Raw genomic sequence first — 21,668 nt, forward strand, 5'->3', positions numbered from 1 at the left:
TGTGGGTCGATACATTATCCGGCGTGTTTTGGAGGCAATTCCCGCCCTGCTGGGCGTGACCATCATTAGTTTCCTGCTGCTCCACATCATTCCCATGAATCCTGTGCGAGCATTGCTCGGAAACCACTACACGCCGTACCGCGCCGCCATTTTAGCGCGTAACCTGGGTCTCAACAAGCCGCTGTACATGCAGTACCTCATTTGGCTCTGGAAGGCGATCCACGGCAATTTCCAATACTCCTACGTGTATAATGAGCCCGTCATTACGCTGATTATGCAGGCCTTGCCGCACACGTTGGAATTAGTGGCGATTGCCGTTATGGTCGCTCACTTAGGCGCCATCGCCCTGGGCACAGCGCAGGCCTACAAGGCCAACACCATATTTGACCAGGTACTGACCGTTCTCATGTACCTGTTCTATTCCATGCCGATCTTCTGGCTGGGTATATTAATGATCAAGCTGTTTGCGTTCCATCTGGGATGGTTTCCCGCCGGTGGAATCACCAACCCCAACAACCCGAACCCCAATGTCTGGTCCTATTTGTACCACCTCGTGTTGCCATCGCTGACGCTGATTATCACCAGTTTGGCACAATGGGGCCGATACATGCGCTCCTCGGTGCGTGAGACGTTGGTGCAAGACTACATTCGCACCGCCCGTTCTAAGGGTGCGACCGAATTTCGGGTGTTGTTCGTGCATGCCTTGCGCAACTCGGTGCTGCCCCTCATCACCCTATTTGGTCTCTCATTGCCCGCTCTCTTGGGTGGTGCCTTGGTGGTTGAGGAAATCTTCAACTACCCCGGCATGGGGCTCTTGTTCTGGAACGCGGCGGGACAAACCGACTACCCCGTGCTGTTAGCGATTATCGTGTTCCTGGGAGTTATCACGATTCTCGGAAACCTCATCGCTGATCTGCTCTACGCCGTGGTCGACCCCCGTATCTCGTATAACTAAGTTCACGATGCAAAGCGCCCGGTTGCCAGCCGGGCGCTTTTTCTGTCATCCTTAAATGATGATGCAGATGAGGCCTCCCGACCCTTCGTTGATAATACGGGTCAAGGTTTCTTGCAGCTTTTCCTGCGCATTGTCCGGCATCCTAAAGAGCTTTGACTGAATGCTCTCGCGCACCAAATCATGCAGTGACTTTCCAAACAAGTTGGTTTCCCAAAGGCGCTTGGGATCATCCTCGAACTGCTCCATGAGGTATTGCACCAGTTCGTCCGCTTGGCGCTCCGTCCCGATGATGGGGGTGATTTCGGTCTCGATGTCCGCCCGAATCATATGGATGGACGGAGCTGTCGCCTTCAAACGAACACCAAACTGAGCGCCCTTACGGATGGGTTCCGGTTCCTCCAAATTCAACTCGTCCAAGCTCGGGGAGACCATCCCGTACCCAGTGGCCCGCACGTCCCGGACCGCTTCTTCCACCTTATCCCATTCGTGCTTGGCGACCACATACTCGCGCCACAGCTTCACGACATCGCCGCGGGTTGCTACGTGGCGATCAGCGAGTTCGCCCAGCACCCGGTAGTACAAGTCGTCACGTGCCCCCAAGCTAATCTCCGCCTGCCCCGTCCCCAAATCCATATGGACGAGTCGGACATCTTGCATGTAATCGTAGCTCATCAAATTGTCCACCTGTGTCTGGACGTCGCGAAGCCGGGTAATGCCCATGCGGGCCTCCTCAGTCGCCAACTCCATTTGCTTCTTGAGCCAGTGCGTGGACGGCAGTGCGTCGACCCAGTCAACTAAGTCGAACTGTATCTCGCTCACTGGGAACTCGTAGAGCACCTGCTCCAAGAGATGTACGATATCCTCTTGGCGCAGTTCCAGGCAGTTAACCGGGATGACCGGCACGTCATAGTTCTCCGCCAATTCGTCCGCCATCAGGGTTGATTCCTCAGCGTACGGATGGGCGGTATTGAGGACCACCACGAAGGGCTTCTCCAACTCCTTAAGTTCCCCCACCACCCGCTCTTCAGCCTCCGCATACGCTTCCCGCGGCAAGTCGCCGAAGGACCCGTCGGTCGTCACGACGATACCGATGGTGGAGTGGTCCTGAATCACCTTTTGGGTGCCAATGGCGGCGGCCTCCTCGAAGGGCATGGGTTCGTCGGACCAGGGGGTATTCACCATGCGTGTGCCTTCGTCTTCGGCATAACCCAAGGCCCCGCTGACCGCGTATCCCACACAATCCACTAAACGAGCCCGAAACGAGATGGCATCATTGAGGGCGATTTCTACGCCGTCGTCGGGAATAAACTTCGGTTCGGTCGTCATGATGGTGCGGCCAGTTCCGCTTTGCGGCAGCGAGTCTACCGCGCGTTCACGCTCATTGGGGTCATCGATGGCCGGCAGAATCATGCGCTCCATAAATCGCTTGATAAAAGTGGATTTACCGGTGCGGACCGGGCCCACGACGCCAATGTATACATCGCCTCCGGTTCGTTCGGCTAAATCCTTAAACAGGTCAAACTTCTCCATCCTGTCGGTTCCCTCCCTCGTCTACCAGGGTTGGCGCCGGTCCTCGCCTGTCCCGGGATCACCCTATGAATGACAGTAGCAAGATATGAAATCCTCCGGGCGTTAATGCCAACCTTTGGCAAGGTTTTTAGTCCTAGCGGGTACGACGTGGATTTTCCCCGTTGACTTCCCATTAATCTGTCACTTATGATTAGTTAGTACCAAACACATTGGATTGCAGTGAGAATTGAGGAGGAAATAGCGATGGCCGATAATACGACAACCTGGGTCATTGACCCATCACATTCAACCGTTGGTTTCGTGGTCCGGCATTTAGTATCCAAGGTCCGTGGGCAATTTGGCGAATTCTCCGGTCAAATTATGGGAAATCCCGAAGACTTAAGCGATGCCAGCGCAACGTTCACCGTTGAGATGCAGAGTGTCAACACGAATCAAGCAGACCGCGACAACCACTTGCGCACCAGCGACTTCTTCGACGTGGAGAATTATCCCACCATGACCTTTTCCAGTACCCGCGTGGAAAAGACCGACACCAACACTTATACGGTATATGGAAATCTCACGCTACGCGGTGTAACCAAGGAAATCCCGGTTCACGTGGAGTTTTTAGGGATAGCTCCCGATCCCTGGGGAAACACCCGGGCGGGATTTGAGGCCAGTGCCCGCATCAACCGCAAGGACTTTGGGGTTAACTGGAATCAGGTGCTGGAAGCAGGCGGCGTCATGGTCGGTGACAACGTCGACATCCATTTGGAGCTGGAAACCATTCAGCAATAGCGCGACGACTCCGGAGGCGGGCCATTTGGTCCGCCCTTATTATTCCCGAGCCGTACGGGCGCGAGCGCGGAGGGTCAGCCGTATGGGACTGCCATGAAAATCGAACGCTTCGCGAAGTCGATGTTCCAAATATCGTTCATAACTGAAATGCGACAGCTCCGGGTCGTTGACAAACAGTACGATATGCGGAGGCCGGACCGCCACCTGGGTAGCGTAATAGACCTTCAACTGCCGACCTTTATGGCTGGGCGGTGGATTAAGATGCACCGCCGTATCAATTACGCGATTGATTTGATGGGTTGGCACCCGTAGCGTAAAAGCTGCATATGCACGGTCAATCTCCGGCCAGAGCTGGTCCAAGTGCCAGCCTGTCGCCGCAGACGTCGGAACGAGACTGGCGTAAGGGAGAAACTTCAATTCGTCCCGAACCCGGGCTTGGACTGGCATGGTGGTTCCCCGTACTCGATCGGCCTTGTTTAATATCACTACCGTCGCCTTTTTATGATTCTCGATCTGACCCGCGATGCGCTGATCTTGAGCGGAGATGCCTTCTTCCGCATTCAGCACCATCAAGACCACGTCCGCGTTACGGATAGCCTCTAGAGACCGCTGGACAGTTTTAGACTCCAGTTTCTCTTCAATCCGATTGGGTCGCCTAAGCCCGGCCGTATCCAAGAAGAGATAGCGCCGCCCCTCGTGCAGGACGAGCGAATCCACGACATCCCGAGTCGTCCCGGCAATCGGGGTGACGAGAGTACGCTCTTCGCCGGAAAACCAGTTCAACAACGAAGATTTGCCCACATTGGGGCGCCCGGCAATCGCAATCCGAACGGGAGCCTCTGCCTCCTCCGCTTCCACACTTTCCTCGTCCGGTAGGCGCCTGACTATTTCATCCAGGAGGTCGCCAATCCCCTCGCCATGAATAGCGGAAATGGGCAGGGGTTCGCCCAGACCGAGGCGATAAAAATCAGAAACATCCGCTCGATTGCTCTCCGCCTTGTTGACCGCCACCACTACCGGTTTGTTGGCACGACGTAAAATCCGGGCCACATCGTCGTCGGCCGAGGTCACCCCCGCCAAACCATCGACCACCAGCACAATGAGGTCCGCTTGCCCTATGGCCAGTTCTGTTTGCTCGCGGGTCATGTTTAAGAGCGTTTCGCTCTCGTCCTCCCATATTCCGCCCGTGTCGACCACGGTAAATTCCCGGCCGTTCCAGTCCGTTACCTCATAGAGGCGATCCCGGGTAACGCCCTCAAAATCCTCGACGATGGCTCGGCGTGTCTGAGTCATGCGGTTAAATAAAGCGGACTTTCCCACATTGGGTCGTCCTACTAATGCCACAATAGCCAAATTGACACCTACTCGCTGGAAGTCTACTGGGAAATTATGCGGGTCTCGGGGAATCCGGTCAAGCCGCCCGCGTGAGTCGCGTCCAGGTCCATTCCGCGACCCAACCAACAAGCCAAGCCACCAGCGCCGCTACCAAGGACATGGCAAGATCGTGACGTCCCAAATTGTGAAGACCGCGGTGATGCCAGGCAATTATGACCGAAGCCAGGGTTTCGGCCGCCACTGCCACTAAAGCGGCCGGCAGGGGTTCGGCAAGGCTAAGCCCGGCCCCCGTCCCGAGGCCGATACTTTCAATCGCGGCGACCGGCATGATTGACGCCTGATGTGGCGATATCGGAGCCACAATACGAATAATCGCTGCCAGAACGCCCAAGAGCGTGGTCAGGAACCACCAGCGAGACTGTCCCACCAGCACTAGAGCGACCACGGCAAATGCCGCCAGCACTAAAAACCCCATGTCCAGGCGTATCCCCCGCCAGAGGGACGATACCGTCCACCACCCCAACACCCATACCATGGTACCCAAAACCACCACTGTTTGACGGCTGAGCGCGTAGCGAGCAAATGCTCGAATGCCGTAACCTGTGCCGGCCAAGATGACGGCGGCCGCCCAGAGCATCATGGCCCACAGCACAATCATGCGATCCCTCCTCCTCTAGAACCTGACCCGAAGAGGACTCCCTTATACACGATTGTCTGTGGATGAGGTTCCCAATCATGGCACCGATTTCCGCCAGGGGCATAAGATGGATTGTCACCTCCCACTCCCACGGGTGATGCGTCGGCGGAGTTCCCGTCGACGCTTTGTTTTTTATCTCAACAATCTGGAAACCGGCTTCAAAAGTTGTTAGCATGAAGGAGAAGGCGCTGTTATTGGGGAAGGAGGGAAAGGATCCTCTGCCGTACCGAAAAATTTTTGGTTCGCGGATTCGCTCGCTACGCGAACAGAGAGGCTGGTCCCAAACCCGGACCGCCCTCCAAATCCCCTTATCGCAAAAGCAATTGTCTCGTTTGGAGCTAGGGGATGTATCAATGGTCGACCGGTCTCTGTTGGTACGACTCGCCGAGATCTTCCAGGCGCCGTTGGCGTCCGGGGAGTTGAATCAATGGCTCCATGCCTTTGGCTACCGGCCCCACATGTTACCGGAACTTCCGCTACCACCCAATGCCGCCGATCTCTTGGCCCATTACGCCCCTCTACCGGCTGCCATTTGGGATTTAGGACGCTTCATCCGCTACACCACCCCAGCCATGGAGGCGCTTTATCAGGTGCCGATACCAGACTTGCCGGGCCTTCAGCGTAACTGGCTTTGGCAATACTTTCATGCCGATGGCGTTTTAGGCAAAGCTTACGCGCCGGATTCGGCTGAACGCGTCCTCAATCGGTTGTTTTGGGAATGGGAACCCTACTATCTCGAGCCCTGGAACGTCCGCTTGCGCACAGCCCTGGAAAATGCTGTGGGGCTGTCCTGGCGGGAGATTCAAGCCCGTTACCATATTCCCAGCGAGCCGTTGGCAGGCCCGTGGTCAGAAATGGTCACGGTAGAGCGGGACGGTCACGTGTTGCAATTCAACTGCGCGATGGCTGACATTCCCTTTCGCCCCGATTTGCACACGGTGGTATACCGCCCAATCAACGACGCCGCCACCAGATGGTGCGAACAGATTGCCCGCCATGGTTCAACCATGGCAACGAAAGGCGCGGGATCCGAGTGAGTGACTGGCACACCCTCCGGGCACCGCTCGCCACGTTAACGCGCCCCGTTCACATCCGCCTTCGAACCCAGGATCGCACCCAGCCCATGGCCCGCGCCGCTTGGGAGTTAGTCACTTCCCTGATTGACGGTTTGGACCATCTGACCGTCTCCATTGAACCGGGCAGCGAACGGCTTGTTGTCTCCGTCGAGGCAGGCGGAAGCATCGACCCCATCACATTTTGGGGCGTTCCCAGTGGGTTTGAATTAGAAGGCTTGGTTGAGGTATTAGTCGCAGCAGGACGCGGACAATCCCGGGATTCACTGTCCCCGGAAACCAGAGGTCTCATTGAGACGATTCATGAATCCCGCCAGCACGACCTCTATGTTGCCCCCACCTGAGCCTTTTGCAGCCGGATGGTTCATCTGGCGGTACGGTTGAGTCATCACAACCCGCTGATTGCATTTCGTATCATTCAGACGGACCAATTTCCCGACTTGGCAGAAAAAGCCGGGGTTCAAAGCACCCCGACTCTTATCCTCGCCAATGGCTCGCGGTGGGCGAGCAGTCTGCCCGAACCCCATTTGGCGTTTCTTGTGTGGCAAGCGGCTAATCCTGAGATTTAACATACACCCGGCGAATACCGCGAAAATAGACGGCAACCTTAGAGGAACTACCCCCTGGGTTATTGTACACTTCCCCGGTCGGCTGGAAGCCCTCCGGGGGTTCCTCCAGCACACTTTCATAGCGCTTTTGCCATCCAAGGCTGAAGACCCAAAAAGCGATGCCTGCCAGCCCCAAATATACCGCGATAGCGGGGATGCCGACGATAAAGAAAATAATCACGCCCACGAACGACAAGGTCCCGATGCCCCGGACGATTACCCGTTCGACCAGACCGCTACTTACTTGACGAGTTTGCCCGTCCATGCGTTTAGTCCCCCTTTCAAACTGCGTGCCTCCAATGCTGCCTGACGCAATTGCTTGGCCGCTTGGCGACTACGCCGTTCGGATACATCCACGGTAATTATCAGCCGATCCGTGGGCAACTCAAACATGCGCCGGTTCAATTCAGAGAAGGGGACCTGATGGGCCCCTTTGATATGGCCTTCCCGAAATGCCTTTAAATCACGCAAATCCAGGAGATAGTACTGGTTGGCCGATAAGGCGTTCAGTTCCTCCGGATTAATGTCCAAAGGCGCGGGTTTATCGCCCGAATTTTTCGATTTTCCTCTTAACCATTCAAGCATACGCCGCTCCTAGTGCCTCTCCAGGATGTCGAACACGGCCTCATAATGGGACCGGTTTCCTGCTTCAAAAGCGGTATTTTGATACACAAGCCGGTGCTTCTGATCGAGAACAAAAACTGACCGGCGGGCGATCCCGTCTTTCTCGTTAAGAACCCCATAGGCTTGACTGACTTCCCGCATCCAATCGGAGGCCAGTTCGAACGGCAAATTGCCCAACGACAACTTAAAAATGTTTAGGGCAAAAATTTGATCGCTGCTGACGGCCACCAAGGACCCGCCCGCTTTTTGTATTCTCCCATAGTCCGCCTTCCAGAGGACAAGTTCCTGAGTTCACCCTCCGGTAAAGGCTAAGGGGTAAAAGGCCACTACCAGCGGCCCCGCCTGAACTTGGTCTCGCGACGAAAAGGTGCGTCCGTTGGTCGCCTTGAGCTCAAATGCCGGCGCCTCCTGACCTACTTGCATTCGTCCACCTCCCTCAATTCGAGCATGTCCGCTGAAAGCCCGCCTGTCAATCCGATTCGCGAAAAATATTGGAAAGATAGTTGCGCCCGGTGTCGGGCAATATGGCCACGATATATCCAGGAGCACGAACTTTCGGCGCTTCCCGGAGGGCCACGGCGACAATCGCCCCCGAACTTCCGCCGACCAGCAGCCCTTCTTGACGCGCTAGTTGGCGCGCCATCGCGAAGGCCTCTTCGTCGCTGACGGCCGACCAGCGATCGACCACCTCACTGTCTAAGGTCTCGGGATAGTAATCTTCACCCATGCCTTCAATCAAAAACGGCGCCACCGGCCCGGTAAAAATCGACCCCACGGGATCCGCGCCAATGATCTCGATGGCCGCGTTTCGCTCCTTCATGAAACGGCCAATACCGGAGATAGTCCCGCCTGTACCGGCGCCCGCCACCACCGCTGCCACCTGGCCGTCGAGCCCATCCCAAATTTCCTGGGCGGTCGTATGGTAATGAGTCTCCGGGTTTGCGCTCTGTTCAAATTGTCCCATGTAGGCTGCTCCCGGCATCTCTTTAACCAGACGCTGGGCCACATTTTGATAATTGTTAGGGTCGCTCTTGGGCAGATCAGGCACAACTTCTACCTGAGCTCCGTAGGCCTTAAGCAATCGAATTTTGTCGGGACTCATCTTGTCCGGAACGACAAACAGGCTCCGGTAACCCAGCACGGCGCAAGCCAGCGCTAACCCAACCCCGGTGTTCCCCGCAGTCGCTTCAACCACCGTTCCGCCCGGCTTTAAGCGACCGGACTGTTCCGCGGCGCGGATTAACGCGAGACCAATGCGATCTTTGATGGACCCGCCCGGGTTGACTGCTTCCAACTTCACCACCACCCGTACGCGCTCCTCACCACCAACCCGATGCAAGCGAATCAGCGGCGTGTTGCCAACCGCGTCCAACACCGTATCTAGTATGCGCATCTCCACCCTGCCCCCCTTAACGTCTGTTTTCATTCTAGTGATCCTGCGGTGTGGGTCAACAAGCCTCGCCGGCGGCCCATGCTTTAGTCAAAACCTCGAGTGTCGGCAGGAAATCCTGGCCGCGCCGCGAATTAGAACCCCGAGGAGGATGTCATGAGCGGCAGAAAGCGGCGCCAACACATTGCGATTTGGTTGATGCTAGGGGTCACAATCCTCGCTGGGGCAACGACGCGAGAGGGCGGACGGGCTTCCGCCCTACGGCGCTTTCTGGCCGTCGACAACGCCTCGGGGCGATCCGTTTTTACGGTGGTGACAGATGCCTCCACGACGCTCCCTCGGCCGGAATTATTGACGGCCGGACATCAAGTGCGTGTCTATGGGGTAAAATCCGGCCGCACCATTCGTGCCCGTCGGATTGAAATCATCGACTAGGCGCATGCTATCACCTTGACTGCAGCAAAGGAGATGGATCGCGTGGCCAGAACGCACGGATGGCTCATTACCCACAAAAATTGCCTAGACGGCGCCACAGCCGCTCTAGCCGGCGAGGCGTCGGGCCTCACACCCATTTTTGTTGAACCCGACCGGGTAGAGGAAGGCCTCTCGCAGGTGACTGATGATCGCCCCGTGTACTTGGCGGACGTGTCCTTGCGCCCTGACTCCTGGGCGGTATGGAGATTGCGCATCAGCTTTGTTCTCGACCACCACCAATCTGCTCTGCATCTCCTGGGCCAACCCAATGTGCGTATCGACCAAGCTCATTCGGGCGGTTGGCTGATGTATGCCTTTGCGGTCGAAAGAGGCTGGCTGGACGCGTCCCCCGCTTGGGAACGACTCTGCCGACACGTGGAGCGGTACGACCTCTGGAAACCGCAGCACGAATTCGGTCAAGATCTGAACCGCCTTTTTCATGCCCTGGGATACGACTGGTATCGCCAGCGTTTTGCTAATGGATACGCCCCCTTAACGGCCCATGAAGGGGACAAATTAGCCCAACTGATACGCGAGGAGCGCGCATTTGTCGCCCGCCACATCCGCCAAGCCGTCCGATACCAAAATCAATTGCCGTATCCCATCTTCGCCGTCGAATTGGACGAGGAGGGCCCGGTCAATATTGTCTCGCACACGCTCCTTGAGCAAGGAGCCGCTCTGGTCTTAACCATCAAACCCGACCAGCGGTTATCGGCACGCACCGATGCTCGCATCGATGCAGCCCAACTCATGGAACACCTTTTTCAGGGGGGTGGGCACCCACGAGCCTCAGGAGGACGGCTCCCGGCTGATGAGCCCGCAGACGCCGAGTCGTTGCTGCGCCGAATCGCCGAGTACCTTGCCGTGCCTCAACCCTCTTGACCGACGGTCACCAAGATTTTTCCAATATTCTGGTTGGACTCCATATAGCGGTGTGCTTCTTGGATCGATTCCAACGGAAACGCCCGGTCAATCACCGGTTTCACCCGGCCTGTCTCGAAAAGCCACAGCGCCTCGTCAACAAACTGCTGAACCAACGCCATTTTCTTCTCCAGGGGCCGAGACCGAAGCGCTGTGCCATGAATTTTTAGGCGCCGCGCCTGCACTAGCCCCAAATTTATGGGGGCCTCATAGCCGCTCAACGCGCCAATGAGCACCAAGGTTCCCTCCGCCGCCAGCGCATGAAGATTATCGTGAAGATAGTCTTTGCCGATAAAGTCGAGGATGACATCCACCCCGTTGCCGTCCGACCAGCTCTTTACCCGATCGAGATAGGTCTCCTGATGATAGTTGACGGTCTCCTCGGCACCGAACGCCCGGGCCGCCTCGGCCAAGGGCAGATCAGACGGCACCGGCATCGCCAAACGTTCGTGGACTGCCACATATTCTGCATAGCCGCCTCCGGGCAAAAGAGCCATGACGCGATCGCCGGGCTGGAAACTGGTGACGCGCTCACCCACCGATTCCACCACACCAGCCGCTTCAAGTCCCGGCACTTGGTAAACCGGCGGTTTGCCAGGCGGTGGATACCGTCCCTCACGCTCGGCCAAATCCGCCCGATTGAGTGCCGTAGCGACCACCCGAATGCGAATTTCCTCCGGCCCCACCGGGGGCTCGGGAATATCCCGTATCCCTAATACCTCCGGTCCGCCGAAGGCATCCAATACCACTGCTCGCACCCATCTCACCTCCCCCTCATTATAGCTGTAGGACCCGACGCATAAAAACACGGCGATTATCCACCCTGGTACCGAAGGGGGAGCGTCATGTCGGGCATTGTCTTGGAACTGCAAATAGAGGATTTCGCCGATTACCCGCTACGTTTAAACGAGGAGCAGCTGACCGTCCAGGGAACCCATATTTTCGCCCACCTTAATGTCAGTCGGTTTGCCGACGAGCACGGCGACCGGTTGGACCAGTACTTGGACGCCTTGGAGGTCGTCTTGCAACGGTCCCGCTTTCGCATTCAATATCGTCTGGACGTCAGCGCAATCGCGCCCTCGAAACTCGTCGTCGATCTGTCGCGCATTAATTTCAGCGAGGTAAACTTTGAGAATACCGATCTTACCGCATGCCGGATTTCCGACGGCCTCTCCTTGAGCCGCTGCCTCGTGGACCCTTCCCTACCGCCGCTTACTGTGGGACCCCAGGAACTCTTTCGCTATCCCCCTGTCAAAGCTGCCAAGGAACTCGGCATCCAGGACGCCAAAGATCAGTTCGTGCTGCGTTGGGGTTTGACGCAAGATGCCCGCCACTTGGGCCAGGCATTTCTCTGGCTGGAACGCCGCTACCCGAAGACTGAACTGGTTTTAGCCCGACTTCTCAAAGGTCTGCCAACGCGTCCAGCACGCCCGCGCCCGTGGTCCCCGTAGCTTGTTTTATGTTAGGATGACAACTGGTGATTTTGTGTCGTCAACGACTCACGACCAGACTCTGACGCCCGCCCGCTTGTGGGTCATGGCCATTATGGCCGGCGTCACCGTTGCCAATCTCTACTATAATCAGCCGCTCTTAAACATGATGGCCTCCACCTACGGGCAGCCTCACGCCGCCTTGGGTTGGGTCACCATGCTTACGCAGTTCGGCTACGCCTTGGGATTATTGCTCTTTGTACCGTTGGCGGACTTTGTGGAGGGGCGCCGGCTCGTTAGCCAATTATTGATCGCCGCCTTCTTGGCTCTCATCTTGGTTAGCGTCTCCCCCACTCTCTGGTGGCTTGAGGCCGCCAGTTTGGCCACGGGCCTTTTCTCCGTGGTACCCCAAGTGCTGTTGCCCATGGGCGCCAATATGGCCGACAACCGCTCGCGTGGCCGAGTCGTGGGCATCATCATGTCAGGATTATTGGTCGGTGTGCTGCTGGCCCGAACGTTCAGCGGATTCATTGGCGGGACGGGAGGCTGGCGCTTGGTCTTTGAAATGGCCGCCCTCATGATGCTTATCATGCTGTTGGTGACGCGATTGGCGCTGCCGCCCCATCCGCCCCGCCAAGCCCGGCAAAAAACCCGGGACGTCTTGCGATCCCTGTTTCCTCTCATCAAAGAAGAACCGGAACTCTTGCGGGTGGCTTTGACGGGCGCGAGCTTCTTCGCCGCCTTCTCGGCCTTTTGGACTACCCTAACCTTTCGGTTGGCCGAAGCACCCTATTATTACCATGCGACAACCATTGGACTCTTTGGTTTGGCAGGGGTTGCGGGCGCATTGGCGGCACCCGTGGCGGGACGGCGCGCGGACCAAAAAGATCCGCGCGCACTCGTGTCTCTGGCTCTGGCCTTGGCCGTACTAGTGTTCATCTTGGTCGCGTTTTTCAGCGCCTCCCTGGTCGTGATTATGGTCGCCGTCGTGCTCTTGGACCTAGCGACCAACAGTGCCCAAATCTCCAACCAGTCCCGCATTTACGCTTTAAAGCCCGCTGCCCGTGCGCGATCCAACACCATCTACATGGTTAGCTACTTTGTTGGCGGTGCGTTGGGTTCTGGAGTGGGAAGCCTTGCTTTTCATTGGCACAAAATGCCGGCTGTCGCCGCCTTCGCCATTGTCTTCCTAGTTTTGGGGGCCTTGGTGCATCGTTGGTCTTTGCGTCGTTATGCTCGACCCGAAGCGCTCAATCCGCTACAATTAGCTGATGAAATTGGTCGAAAGACGTCTCAACAGGAGGCCGATTCCACTGAATAAGCGTGCCCTTATCGCATCGTTGCTCGCCTTGGGACTGAGCGGCTGCGGCGTTACCAGCGTCCAATCCGCCCATGCGCCTACAAAGGCCAATAAAAGCCACAAAGAGACCGCTACCACACAACAGTTGCGCTGGAATTCCGCTCCAGCGATGGCGCTCAATCCTCATGACAGTTATCAAGCCACACTGCACACCACGGCAGGCACTATTGTCATTCAATTGTTTAGCCAGAAGGATCCGGTGGCCGTCAACAATTTCGTATTTCTCGCCAATCATGGCTTCTTTAACGGCAACCAATTCTTCCGCGTCATCAAGTCCTTCGTGATTCAAACCGGGGATCCGCTCAACAACGGCACCGGCGGCCCAGGCTACACCTGGAACGCGGAACTGCCGCCGCCTTTTCCCTACCAACCGGGAATTGTGGCCATGGCTGTCAGTGAAAGTGGCCCCAACACCAATGGCAGCCAGTTCTTTATCTGTACGGGGTCGCAAAGCGAAGAGTTAAATAGCAACCCCGAATACACAGAACTCGGCCGGGTCGTGAAGGGCTGGTCGACCGTCCTGAAAATTGCTTCGGGGGCGGTGACCACCAACCCCGTCACCAATGAAGACAGCTATCCGGTGCACCCCTACACCATCACCTCGGTCACGATTCAGAGCACCCCCAGCACAGGGAGTACGTCGTGATCCGAGTCTTATTCGTGTGCACCGGCAATATCTGCCGATCGCCAATGGCCGAGGCCATGTTCCGGCATATGATTGAAAAGCAAGGGCTCCAAAACCATATCCAGGTGGATTCGGCGGGAACCGGCGGGTGGCATGTGGGTGAATCGCCCCACCTGGGAACCCGGGACGCATTAGATCGGCGTGGAATTCCCCGAGAGGGACTCAAAGCCCGGCAATTACACGGGGACGAATTGGACCAGTGGGATTATATTTTGGTCATGGATCAGGACAATCTGACAGCGGTCGAAGCACTGGGTCCTACCCGCGCGCACGTGAGCCGGATCCTTGACTTCCACCCCGAGGCACCGGTCCAAGATGTGCCAGACCCCTATTACAACGGCCGTTTTGACGAGGTGTATGAGCTTCTCGAACCCGCGTTAAAGGGGCTACTCAAGCATCTTCAGTCAGCGGCCGAATGAGCTCGGGACCCTCGTTGCGCGACGAATTAACCGTCCGTGAGACCGGCACGACCTCGATCCCAGGCGTGTCGAAGGCCATGAGGTGGTCCAGCACCCCCCGGGGGATGTCTCCCTGGTCCGAGAGCCACCCTTCCGCAAGCTCACGGTCGGCCAAAAGCGGCATTCGAGGGTGCAGGGATTCCAGCATACGCGACGCCGGCCGGGTAATAATCACCAATCTAGCTCGGTCCGTGTCACGCCGATACAACGCCAACGCCCAGAGCGGCGAATGCTTATCGGTAAGGTAATAGGGCTGATGGGTCTCATGGTGCCATTCATAGTATCCGTTCATCGGCACCACGGCCCGCCCATTGGACAGCAGCGGCCGGAACATGGGGCGGCTGAACAAGGTCTCCGCCCGGGCATTAATGACGAGCCCCCCGCGGGGATTAGGCAATCCCCAGTAAAGGAGCCCCCCCACCACCGGTCCTTGGCGGCTTTTGACCAAGGCTAAAACCTCTGTGCCGGGGGCAACATTATAGCGGGGCCTATAGCGGTCTGCCCGCCATTCTGCCGCCCACACCTGGTTCCAGTCCTTGATGGTCCAATGTTGGGTTAGGCGTCCACACATAAGTATCCCTCCACGTCCATGATACACTGTTATTATTGAGGGTAGGCGTTCGTTAAAATAGAGCGCTTGAGAGGGCATACTAACGGTATGTTTTGCCATTGTCATCAGGCCACGCATCGCCTAACATCAATGGGGTTGTCTCATTTTGGAAAGGGGGCGCGACATGGCGGCACAAGCAATCCGCATCGGTTTTCGCCGATCGCATATTCTCGCGCTCCTTATCATCTTTTTGCTGGGTGCGGGTCTCATGTGGTATTCGCTTGTCACCCACCCCAAAATTCGATCGCGGGTCCAGGTTTTGGATACCCAAAAACCCATGAACGTCTTGGTCGGGGTTAAGGGAACGGCTTTGGATCCCGGATTTTTAGGCTTTGTGGCTCACGTCTCGCCTAATTCGCGTGTGCTCGGCGTGACCCCCTTGGCGTCTTTGACTGAGGTCACGGTCAATAACCGACGCGAGCCACTCTATCAAGCCGTTTCAGATACATCCGCCAAGAAAGCCATCAAGCTGGTATCCCGAGCGGACGGTGTCCCCATCGATCACTATTTCTTCATTAATGGCTCGGATCTGCAGCTGGTCTTGGACACGCTATACTATCGTTCGCCGAACTGGCCGAAAACCTTGCCGCCTTTGACCATGCTTCAAACATTGGGATATCCTAGTGGTCAGCTTGAACCCCGACAAGAAATGAAGTTGGTGGGGCTGATGGTCAATCGCTTGCCCTCATTGAATCCAATTGCGGCAAGCTCGCTATTGGGATTGACGCGCACGTCCCACACCGACTTTTCTTTCTATGAGCTGTACTTGTTAGCCGATTATATCCGGGGCGACACCCTGAAAGAGGTTCCGATTACGCACTACACGCACCATACGCGGAGGGCGCATGGCTAAAGATTGGATTATTAGCGAGAGGTACGAAACACCGGTCCTGGAACCGGGCAAACCGAGCCCAGCCACCTGGCCATGGCTTAAAAATGTGGTGTGGCTGTTTTTGTTGTCGCGGCTCTTTTTCTTTGAAACGGCAGGATTGGCGTATATCTATCTTCCGCATGCTTGGGTGGAGACGCCGCCGGGCCGCCTACCCCCGTCGGGCAACTTCTTTTACCACATCTTAGCCGGTTTGTGGGTCCATTGGGACGGTCTCTGGTATCTCTCCATAGCCAACGTAGGCTATGCCAATCGTCCCCAGGCTACGGCCTTCTTCCCCTTGTACCCCTTGGTCATGAAGCTTTTTGGCGGCGGGGTTGTGTCGGGCATGCTGGTGTCCATGGCCTGCTTTTTGGTCGCCCTCTATGTCTTCGCGCGCTTGGTAACCCTAGACATGGGGCCGCGAGTGGCCTGGTTCAGCATTTTGGCGCTGGCAGTTTTCCCAACCTCGTTTTATTTTAATGCCGTCTATTCCGAATCGCTCTTTTTGCTCTTGGCCGTCTCGTCCCTCTACAGTCTTCGCACCGGACGCTATTGGATTGCCGGGATTTTAGGCGCACTGGCCACACTCACCAGCACCTATGGGATGGTTCTCTGCCTGCCGTTTTTGTGGGTCATCTGGCGCAGCCACGGCTTTCGCATCAAGCGTCTCGTGCACATCTTGTGGATGCCGGCCGGTTTGGTCAGCTATATGATTTTTCTCATTCCTCGTTTTGGCGACCCGCTGGTGTTTGAGAAAGTGCAGAAATTTTGGGGCCGGCACTTTGAATTGTTTCCGGTGACCATTTTTGATGCCTTCAAGAGTGCGTATCATGCACTGCCGATATTCTTCAACCCTCATCAGCTATTTGCCACCGGTGTCCCCACAACCACGGCCAGCAACTTTTTCAACTTGCTGTTTGGTATCTTCGCCATTGTCATCGCCATTGTCAGCGCCAAACGGATCCCTTTCTATCTCTGGCTCTATATGTTGGGTGCCTTATTGCTTCCCTTTACATATCCGGCCGGCGATCCGCTGATGTCCATCCCCCGTCTCACTCTAGAGGCGTTCCCCATTTTCATTGGCATTGGCAGCATAATGGCCCGGATCCATTGGACCCGAGCCCTGTACTTCATCGTTGCGATTCCCTCAGGCATGTTGTTGACAGCCCTCTTCGCGACCGCCCATTGGGTCGCTTAATGGCCGCCACAGCCACATCCCTGCGGCGCATTGGGATTCGAAATGTAGAAGCCTTCTGACAAGGCTTCCTTCTTGTAGTCGATCACACTGCCTTCCAGCAAGGGTTTGCTCTCGTTGTCCACTAAAAGAACCAATCCCTGGGCGTTCAACTCTTCGTCCTCCGGGGAGCGTTCTGTTTCCCAATGCATCTGATACCCGATGCGGCCGCAACCGCAGGCTTGCCCGGCGCTGATGCGCACAAAATCAGCCCGCTTGTCTTCCGACAACTGAGAAAACGCCTTTTCCGCTTCGGGCGTAATTGTCAGGTTCACCATCCATATCCCCCCTCACGCTTATATGCTAGAGCACCCGCCCGGACCTGTAAAGCAGGGGTAGGTTGCTGGCCATCAGGTAGAGTGCGGCAGCCATCAACATCACGGTCACGAAAAACGCCAATCCTCGCTGACGATCGCGCAGGCGGTGAGCCAAAGGCGATACCAGCACGGACCCAAAAAGGCCGCCCGCGGCATATTCCACCACCACCCGCCAGTCCACCAATCCGCGAAACGAGTAACTGAGCGCAGACGCGGCTCCCAATGTGCCGACCGAGACCACCGAGGAGCCAATCGCGGTCATGAGTGACATGCTGCCCAACATCATGCTGGGCAATGCCAAAAACCCACCCCCCACCCCGAGCATCCCGGCTAAGAGTCCCACCAGCATGCCAGCGGGTGCCAAGCGCCTCCACGGGCGAGGGACGGGACTGCGGGGTCCCACCGGAGCCTGCACCATCATGGCCGCATTGAAGAGGAGCACAACGGCCAGCGCCGTCATCAAAAAGGGTGCCGAAAAGTCGTGCTGCAACCAGGTTCCGAGCCCAATGCCCAAGAATCCGGGGCCCACAAACCAGCTCGCCGCCGACCAGGAAACATTCCCGCGGCGAGCATGGACGACAGCGCTTTGAAGAGCCGTCAGGGCCACCGCTACTGCCGTAGTCCCCATCGCCAATCGCACCCGCGTTATTCCCACCAAGGTGGTCAAAACCGGCACAGCCAGCGCCGATCCACCGCCTCCCACGACCGTAAATAGGGCGCCGCTGACAAATCCCGCCAGCATGGCCCAAAGATTTTGAGCAAGGGTTAAATGCGGCACGTGTCCTCCCTCCTCTGCTAGACTGCCACCCCATGCGCAAAAAATGCACCGTGCACTAGGGAGCCTTCTCCTTGGGGCATCCTGAATCCGGAGGTGAGGAACGTGTTGGAGAAATTTCGGCCGATTAAGCGATTGGTCTTTCGCGTCACTCGTGCCGATACCGCGTCCTATGCAGCGGCCTTAGCGTATAACTTTCTTTTTGCTCTCTTCCCCCTCTTGCTGTTTCTCACGGCCCTCTTGGGCTGGCTACACCTACCCAGCGTGAACAACTTTTTCGCCGGGCCAGCCAACGTGCTAGTCGCCCCCAATGTCCGCCATCTCATTTTAGCCGCGCTTGCCGCAGCCCACCGGCGCCGGAGTCCCGCCCTGCTGTCCATCGGAGCGGTCGGATTCATTTGGGTCATGTCAGGCGCTCTCCGCCAACTCATCGATGCTCTCAACCATGCCTGGGGCTATAAAAAGCTGCAACGTCCGATATGGAAAACGGTGCTGTTAAGCTTGGGGCTGGGAATTTTGGTGGGGATATTGCTAACACTCTCGGAAGCCGTAGTCACCTTCGGGGGGGATTTGGTGCGCCTGGTCTCGGCTCATTGGCTCCGGCAGTTACCGGATCCCCTGCTTGTCCTCATCATACGATGGGGCGTCTTGTTGGCCACTATGTGGATTCTCCTGATCATCATCTATAATTGGCTTCCCGACCACCGAGCCCATTTTCGCTGGTTTACGCCGGGAATGGGGCTGGCTATGACAGGATGGGTATTAATCTCATTGGGTTTTTCGTATTATGCCGCCCATTTCAACCGCTACAATCTCACCTATGGGACGCTTGGCGGCGTGATTCTGCTGATGTTGTACCTCTACATTCTCGCCTTCATTCTTCTTCTCGCCATTGATCTGGATGCCACTTGGCCCATTAAAGATGGGTCAGAACCGTAATCAAGAGGCCGACCAAAGCTCCCACAATGGCACCATTGACCCGAATCCACTGCAAATCCCGGCCAACGTAGAACTCCAATTTGTCAATCCATTCCCGCTCATCCATGGCCTCCAAATTATCCTTGACCAACTTGCCAATCATGGAATGATACCGTGTGACGGTGGACATAAGAAGCCCCTTAACCAGCGCATCAATTTGAGCTTGATTACCGGGCTCACGCTCCAGCCAATCATGGACTGATTGCTTCGCCTGTTCGAGGGCCCGGCTTCCCTGACCGCTCTCTAAGATTTCGCTAATCTTGTCTTTGCCATAACGCACCAACCGTTCCCACGGGACTTGTCCCAAGAGACTGCGCTTGGCCTCTTCGACCCGGCTACGGACCACGGCATCGTCTCGCAGCGCCCGCATAATCCGCACCAAAATCATTTCAAATTGTTCGAACGCCTTGTCGGAATTGAGCCAACGCGTCAGCGCCTCCTTCACCGAGACGCTGAGTTCGTGATAGTCCACGGTTCCGAAGGACTCAAGCAGCCCCAAGAAGAATTTCTGGGTGCCTGTCTTGGTGTAATGCTCAATCATTTCCTTGAGCCGACGCTCCATGTCCTCGGTGAACTCCACCTGGTCCAAACCCGTTTCGACCTGCCGCCTGAGAAAATCAAACACCTGGCGGTCGTTTCCGGATCGGATGAGCCATTCCACTAGGCGCTCAAGCCAATCGGCCAGCACAATATCTTCCGCCTTTTCCTCGGCAAAGCGTTTCAGGTACCCGGCCAACTTCTCCTCCGGCAGCTGGCTTGCCCAGTCGCGCAGGGTATGAGAGAGAAAGACGCTCACGTCGCTGGAAAGCGGCTTTTCCATCCAGCGCATCAGCGCCTGGCTGACTTCAATCTTTTGAATGTGGCGATTCAGAAATTCCTGGGACAATAGTTCGGTTTCCACCAGTTGGGCGATGGCATTAATAATCCGATCCCGGTTGGCGGCAATAATCGAGGTATGAGGAAGCCACTTGATGCCCAGAGGATGGCGAAACAAGGCGGTCACGGCATACCAGTCCGCAATTCCGCCTGCCAAGCCCGCTAGAGAAAGCCCTAATAGGTAGGGGCCCCATACGGTCTGGCGAAATAGCAACGCCACCACCATCAGCGCTACCAACGCCACCAATGACAGATTGGCCCATCGACGTTGCATTCGACGCCTCCTCGTCCGATCATACCGCAACTTACCCCAACATTGGGCCGATTAAGACTCATCCACAGCATACCCGACTGTTCGGGCTTCTCACACCCTGGCCTCTCGGAGCCTACGCCAAATGTGCGACCCCATCCGTGCTACAAACCCCTGCGCCAACGAGGAGGCTGCCACCATCACAATCAGCATGGTGGGCGAGTTGTCGAAGGCATATAGCAACATCAACACCGCCATGCTAAAGAGCCGGCCGGCATTGAGACTCATTTCGCGCGACAGCATAAAGGCCACCCGGCGGTTCTTCACCTCCGGGTCGCGGTCCATAACATCCAACGGGATGGCTTCGTTGGGTACCGTAAACCACGGCATGCTAAACGAAGCAATCACCGCATAGACAAACACAAAAATCCAACTCACGTGCATCAAAAACAGGAACAGAGCGCCGGCCGTCATCCCGATAACCCCCCACCACATCGACCAGGGGCGCCGCTCGGGCGTCACCACATGACTCACCGATAAGGCTCCCAACATGCGCATGACAGCACTGACACTGCTGTACACGCCTACCACCCAGGCACTCTTGGTCGCGATATAAACCAGAAACACCCCAGCCAACCCGGACATGGCCTCGCGGGTTCCCCGCACAGCCAAGGTTTCCATGGCCTCTTTCCATAGCGGCATGATTCGGTGCAACGAAAAGCTCAAGGTCAGCGGCTCTCGGCCCAAGGGAGGACCCGCGGGAACGGAAAAGGAGATGGCGAAGGTCATCGCATAGACCGCCAAGGCCAACGCAAAAACCAAAAGATATCCAGTTAGCCCGTGCATCAACCCGACTACCGCGCCCCCTGCCAAGGGTCCGGCAATCCCCGCCACACTGCCGACGGCTGAATTAATTCCATAGAATCGAATACGCTGCTCCGGTGCCACGGTATCAAAAGTCATGAGATTGGCTCCAAACCAGAAGAAGCCCTGCGAGACGCCTTCCAACAGGCCCAGCCACAAGATGTAATGCGATGCGTGGTGTAATAAAAGCAGCAGCACCCCATAAAAGGCGGCCGTCATGACCAGTCCCCAGCGATAGGGAACGAGCGGCGATGAGCGGCGAAACAGATACCCGGTGAGATAAAAGACAAAGGAAAGCGAGAAGAAATACGCGCCGTTGAACAAAGCCAAATCGGCCAGACGCCCTGAGACCACAAACACGAATAAGTTTACAAAGGTCGACGCAATGGCCCCGGCGGTCGTTGAACCCGCAAAGGTTAACACCAACCAACGGGTCGCGGGGCTCAGGGGGATCCGTCTTTGCTGCATCTATCTCTTCCCTTCATACCGACGATGATATCAAATCTTGTTACCGAAGCTTTTGTTGACGCACTATTCGCCCAGACTCTGCGTTGATTTTCCTCGTCCAATCATCCA

The 21,668-nt window shown here is 56.5% G+C and carries 27 protein-coding genes; 14 read left to right on the forward strand and 13 right to left on the reverse strand.

Annotation, left to right across the window (positions count from 1 at the left end; translation table 11 throughout):
* The first annotated feature begins 1 nt into the window (after window position 1).
* Window positions 2-955, forward strand: coding sequence for an ABC transporter permease subunit (locus HIJ39_RS08000; protein WP_169098467.1), 954 nt, complete (start codon window positions 2-4; stop codon window positions 953-955).
* 51 nt (window positions 956-1,006) lie between these two features.
* Here the strand turns inward: HIJ39_RS08000 and spoIVA are convergent, their stop codons facing one another.
* On the reverse strand, window positions 1,007-2,485 hold the full coding sequence (gene spoIVA, locus HIJ39_RS08005) for a stage IV sporulation protein A (protein WP_169098469.1): 1,479 nt from the start codon (window positions 2,483-2,485) through the stop codon (window positions 1,007-1,009).
* A gap of 243 nt (window positions 2,486-2,728) precedes the next feature.
* On the opposite strand from spoIVA, the gene HIJ39_RS08010 reads away from it, so the two are divergent.
* Window positions 2,729-3,262, forward strand: coding sequence for a YceI family protein (locus HIJ39_RS08010; protein WP_169098471.1), 534 nt, complete (start codon window positions 2,729-2,731; stop codon window positions 3,260-3,262).
* Window positions 3,263-3,301: 39 nt separating this feature from the next.
* On the opposite strand, the gene der is transcribed toward HIJ39_RS08010, so the two are convergent.
* Together der and HIJ39_RS08020 are read right to left on the reverse strand one after the other, a co-directional pair.
* The gene (gene der, locus HIJ39_RS08015) at window positions 3,302-4,606 is read right to left on the reverse strand and encodes a ribosome biogenesis GTPase Der (RefSeq protein WP_338055114.1); all 1,305 of its coding nucleotides are present in this window, start codon (window positions 4,604-4,606) and stop codon (window positions 3,302-3,304) included.
* Between the two features lie 67 nt (window positions 4,607-4,673).
* Window positions 4,674-5,255 (reverse strand): hypothetical protein, encoded by a 582-nt coding sequence (locus HIJ39_RS08020; RefSeq protein ID WP_169098475.1) that lies wholly within the window; start codon window positions 5,253-5,255, stop codon window positions 4,674-4,676.
* A 212-nt stretch (window positions 5,256-5,467) separates the two neighbouring features.
* Here HIJ39_RS08020 and HIJ39_RS08025 point away from each other — a divergent pair, with 212 nt between their 5' ends.
* The 3 genes from HIJ39_RS08025 to HIJ39_RS08035 are packed head-to-tail and all read left to right on the forward strand — an operon-like array spanning window position 5,468 to window position 6,936.
* Entirely contained in the window at window positions 5,468-6,331 is an 864-nt protein-coding gene (locus HIJ39_RS08025) for a helix-turn-helix domain-containing protein (RefSeq protein ID WP_169098477.1), read from the forward strand.
* Window positions 6,328-6,711, forward strand: a complete 384-nt coding sequence (locus tag HIJ39_RS08030) for a hypothetical protein (RefSeq protein WP_169098479.1) — start codon at window positions 6,328-6,330, stop codon at window positions 6,709-6,711. The genes HIJ39_RS08025 and HIJ39_RS08030 overlap by 4 nt, the downstream gene beginning before the upstream one ends.
* Window positions 6,712-6,747: 36 nt before the next feature.
* The gene (locus HIJ39_RS08035; protein WP_169098481.1) at window positions 6,748-6,936 is read left to right on the forward strand and encodes a YbbN family protein; all 189 of its coding nucleotides are present in this window, start codon (window positions 6,748-6,750) and stop codon (window positions 6,934-6,936) included.
* Here HIJ39_RS08035 and HIJ39_RS08040 read toward each other — a convergent pair.
* From HIJ39_RS08040 to HIJ39_RS08060, 4 genes are read right to left on the reverse strand one after another with little or no spacing between them, the layout of a single operon-like run.
* Complete coding sequence (locus HIJ39_RS08040; protein WP_243239438.1) at window positions 6,920-7,240, reverse strand: hypothetical protein; 321 nt, start codon at window positions 7,238-7,240, stop codon at window positions 6,920-6,922. The genes HIJ39_RS08035 and HIJ39_RS08040 overlap by 17 nt on opposite strands.
* On the reverse strand, window positions 7,216-7,560 hold the full coding sequence (locus HIJ39_RS08045) for a rhodanese-like domain-containing protein (protein WP_169098483.1): 345 nt from the start codon (window positions 7,558-7,560) through the stop codon (window positions 7,216-7,218). Before HIJ39_RS08045 ends, HIJ39_RS08040 begins: the two co-directional genes overlap by 25 nt.
* A gap of 9 nt (window positions 7,561-7,569) precedes the next feature.
* Window positions 7,570-8,022, reverse strand: a complete 453-nt coding sequence (locus HIJ39_RS24065) for a peroxiredoxin family protein (RefSeq protein WP_243239439.1) — start codon at window positions 8,020-8,022, stop codon at window positions 7,570-7,572.
* 46 nt (window positions 8,023-8,068) lie between these two features.
* Window positions 8,069-8,992, reverse strand: coding sequence for a PLP-dependent cysteine synthase family protein (locus HIJ39_RS08060; protein ID WP_169098489.1), 924 nt, complete (start codon window positions 8,990-8,992; stop codon window positions 8,069-8,071).
* A 153-nt stretch (window positions 8,993-9,145) separates the two neighbouring features.
* Between HIJ39_RS08060 and HIJ39_RS08065 the strand changes: the two genes are divergently transcribed.
* Together HIJ39_RS08065 and HIJ39_RS24070 are read left to right on the forward strand one after the other, a co-directional pair.
* The gene (locus HIJ39_RS08065; protein ID WP_169098491.1) at window positions 9,146-9,424 is read left to right on the forward strand and encodes a hypothetical protein; all 279 of its coding nucleotides are present in this window, start codon (window positions 9,146-9,148) and stop codon (window positions 9,422-9,424) included.
* 42 nt (window positions 9,425-9,466) lie between these two features.
* On the forward strand, window positions 9,467-10,345 hold the full coding sequence (locus tag HIJ39_RS24070) for a DHHA1 domain-containing protein (RefSeq protein ID WP_338055112.1): 879 nt from the start codon (window positions 9,467-9,469) through the stop codon (window positions 10,343-10,345).
* Here the strand turns inward: HIJ39_RS24070 and HIJ39_RS08075 are convergent.
* Window positions 10,333-11,142 carry a zinc-binding dehydrogenase gene (locus tag HIJ39_RS08075; RefSeq protein WP_169098493.1) on the reverse strand — a complete coding sequence of 270 codons (810 nt, stop codon included), beginning with the start codon at window positions 11,140-11,142 and terminating at the stop codon, window positions 10,333-10,335. The two genes, HIJ39_RS24070 and HIJ39_RS08075, sit on opposite strands and share 13 nt — an antisense overlap.
* A gap of 87 nt (window positions 11,143-11,229) precedes the next feature.
* Between HIJ39_RS08075 and HIJ39_RS08080 the strand changes: the two genes are divergently transcribed.
* From HIJ39_RS08080 to HIJ39_RS08095, 4 genes are all read left to right on the forward strand, one after another.
* Window positions 11,230-11,835, forward strand: coding sequence for a hypothetical protein (locus HIJ39_RS08080; protein WP_169098495.1), 606 nt, complete (start codon window positions 11,230-11,232; stop codon window positions 11,833-11,835).
* Window positions 11,836-11,869: 34 nt separating this feature from the next.
* Window positions 11,870-13,135 (forward strand): MFS transporter, encoded by a 1,266-nt coding sequence (locus tag HIJ39_RS08085; RefSeq protein ID WP_338055113.1) that lies wholly within the window; start codon window positions 11,870-11,872, stop codon window positions 13,133-13,135.
* Window positions 13,136-13,283: 148 nt separating this feature from the next.
* Window positions 13,284-13,820 carry a peptidylprolyl isomerase gene (locus tag HIJ39_RS08090; RefSeq protein WP_243239440.1) on the forward strand — a complete coding sequence of 179 codons (537 nt, stop codon included), beginning with the start codon at window positions 13,284-13,286 and terminating at the stop codon, window positions 13,818-13,820.
* Window positions 13,817-14,278 carry an arsenate reductase/protein-tyrosine-phosphatase family protein gene (locus HIJ39_RS08095; protein ID WP_169098501.1) on the forward strand — a complete coding sequence of 154 codons (462 nt, stop codon included), beginning with the start codon at window positions 13,817-13,819 and terminating at the stop codon, window positions 14,276-14,278. Before HIJ39_RS08090 ends, HIJ39_RS08095 begins: the two co-directional genes overlap by 4 nt.
* Here the strand turns inward: HIJ39_RS08095 and HIJ39_RS08100 are convergent.
* The gene (locus HIJ39_RS08100) at window positions 14,250-14,888 is read right to left on the reverse strand and encodes an SOS response-associated peptidase (protein WP_169098503.1); all 639 of its coding nucleotides are present in this window, start codon (window positions 14,886-14,888) and stop codon (window positions 14,250-14,252) included. The genes HIJ39_RS08095 and HIJ39_RS08100 overlap by 29 nt on opposite strands.
* A 163-nt stretch (window positions 14,889-15,051) precedes the next feature.
* Between HIJ39_RS08100 and HIJ39_RS08105 the strand changes: the two genes are divergently transcribed.
* Both HIJ39_RS08105 and HIJ39_RS08110 read left to right on the forward strand, forming a co-directional pair.
* Entirely contained in the window at window positions 15,052-15,780 is a 729-nt protein-coding gene (locus HIJ39_RS08105) for a hypothetical protein (protein ID WP_169098505.1), read from the forward strand.
* A complete protein-coding gene (locus HIJ39_RS08110; protein ID WP_169098507.1) occupies window positions 15,773-16,996 on the forward strand; it encodes a mannosyltransferase family protein in 1,224 nt (407 codons plus the stop codon). The genes HIJ39_RS08105 and HIJ39_RS08110 overlap by 8 nt, the downstream gene beginning before the upstream one ends.
* Here HIJ39_RS08110 and HIJ39_RS08115 read toward each other — a convergent pair.
* Window positions 16,993-17,310, reverse strand: a complete 318-nt coding sequence (locus HIJ39_RS08115; protein ID WP_169098509.1) for a HesB/IscA family protein — start codon at window positions 17,308-17,310, stop codon at window positions 16,993-16,995. The genes HIJ39_RS08110 and HIJ39_RS08115 overlap by 4 nt on opposite strands.
* A gap of 25 nt (window positions 17,311-17,335) precedes the next feature.
* A complete protein-coding gene (locus HIJ39_RS08120; protein WP_169098511.1) occupies window positions 17,336-18,127 on the reverse strand; it encodes a TSUP family transporter in 792 nt (263 codons plus the stop codon).
* Window positions 18,128-18,229: 102 nt separating this feature from the next.
* Between HIJ39_RS08120 and HIJ39_RS08125 the strand changes: the two genes are divergently transcribed.
* Window positions 18,230-19,063: a YhjD/YihY/BrkB family envelope integrity protein gene (locus HIJ39_RS08125; RefSeq protein WP_169098513.1), complete on the forward strand. Its 834-nt coding sequence runs from the start codon at window positions 18,230-18,232 to the stop codon at window positions 19,061-19,063.
* Here HIJ39_RS08125 and HIJ39_RS08130 read toward each other — a convergent pair.
* Entirely contained in the window at window positions 19,041-20,252 is a 1,212-nt protein-coding gene (locus HIJ39_RS08130; protein ID WP_169098515.1) for a DUF445 domain-containing protein, read from the reverse strand. The two genes, HIJ39_RS08125 and HIJ39_RS08130, sit on opposite strands and share 23 nt — an antisense overlap.
* Before the next feature lie 90 nt (window positions 20,253-20,342).
* Window positions 20,343-21,560: an MFS transporter gene (locus HIJ39_RS08135; protein WP_169098517.1), complete on the reverse strand. Its 1,218-nt coding sequence runs from the start codon at window positions 21,558-21,560 to the stop codon at window positions 20,343-20,345.
* Between the last annotated feature and the right edge of the window lie 108 nt (window positions 21,561-21,668).

Origin of the sequence: Sulfobacillus harzensis (assembly GCF_012933365.1) — a bacterium.
GTDB classification, from domain to species: Bacteria; Bacillota; Sulfobacillia; order Sulfobacillales; family Sulfobacillaceae; genus Sulfobacillus_B; species Sulfobacillus_B harzensis.

Coding starts and splice junctions, on each gene's coding strand:
- spoIVA (WP_169098469.1), bottom strand. CDS start 2,485: ATGGAGAAGTTTGACCTGTTTAAGGATTTAGCCGAACGAACCGGAGGC.
- HIJ39_RS08010 (WP_169098471.1), top strand. CDS start 2,729: ATGGCCGATAATACGACAACCTGGGTCATTGACCCATCACATTCAACC.
- HIJ39_RS08020 (WP_169098475.1), bottom strand. CDS start 5,255: ATGATTGTGCTGTGGGCCATGATGCTCTGGGCGGCCGCCGTCATCTTG.
- HIJ39_RS08025 (WP_169098477.1), top strand. CDS start 5,468: ATGAAGGAGAAGGCGCTGTTATTGGGGAAGGAGGGAAAGGATCCTCTG.
- HIJ39_RS08040 (WP_243239438.1), bottom strand. CDS start 7,240: ATGGACGGGCAAACTCGTCAAGTAAGTAGCGGTCTGGTCGAACGGGTA.
- HIJ39_RS08045 (WP_169098483.1), bottom strand. CDS start 7,560: ATGCTTGAATGGTTAAGAGGAAAATCGAAAAATTCGGGCGATAAACCC.
- HIJ39_RS08060 (WP_169098489.1), bottom strand. CDS start 8,992: ATGCGCATACTAGATACGGTGTTGGACGCGGTTGGCAACACGCCGCTG.
- HIJ39_RS08065 (WP_169098491.1), top strand. CDS start 9,146: ATGAGCGGCAGAAAGCGGCGCCAACACATTGCGATTTGGTTGATGCTA.
- HIJ39_RS08080 (WP_169098495.1), top strand. CDS start 11,230: ATGTCGGGCATTGTCTTGGAACTGCAAATAGAGGATTTCGCCGATTAC.
- HIJ39_RS08090 (WP_243239440.1), top strand. CDS start 13,284: ATGGCGCTCAATCCTCATGACAGTTATCAAGCCACACTGCACACCACG.
- HIJ39_RS08100 (WP_169098503.1), bottom strand. CDS start 14,888: ATGTGTGGACGCCTAACCCAACATTGGACCATCAAGGACTGGAACCAG.
- HIJ39_RS08105 (WP_169098505.1), top strand. CDS start 15,052: ATGGCGGCACAAGCAATCCGCATCGGTTTTCGCCGATCGCATATTCTC.
- HIJ39_RS08110 (WP_169098507.1), top strand. CDS start 15,773: ATGGCTAAAGATTGGATTATTAGCGAGAGGTACGAAACACCGGTCCTG.
- HIJ39_RS08115 (WP_169098509.1), bottom strand. CDS start 17,310: ATGGTGAACCTGACAATTACGCCCGAAGCGGAAAAGGCGTTTTCTCAG.
- HIJ39_RS08130 (WP_169098515.1), bottom strand. CDS start 20,252: ATGCAACGTCGATGGGCCAATCTGTCATTGGTGGCGTTGGTAGCGCTG.
- HIJ39_RS08135 (WP_169098517.1), bottom strand. CDS start 21,560: ATGCAGCAAAGACGGATCCCCCTGAGCCCCGCGACCCGTTGGTTGGTG.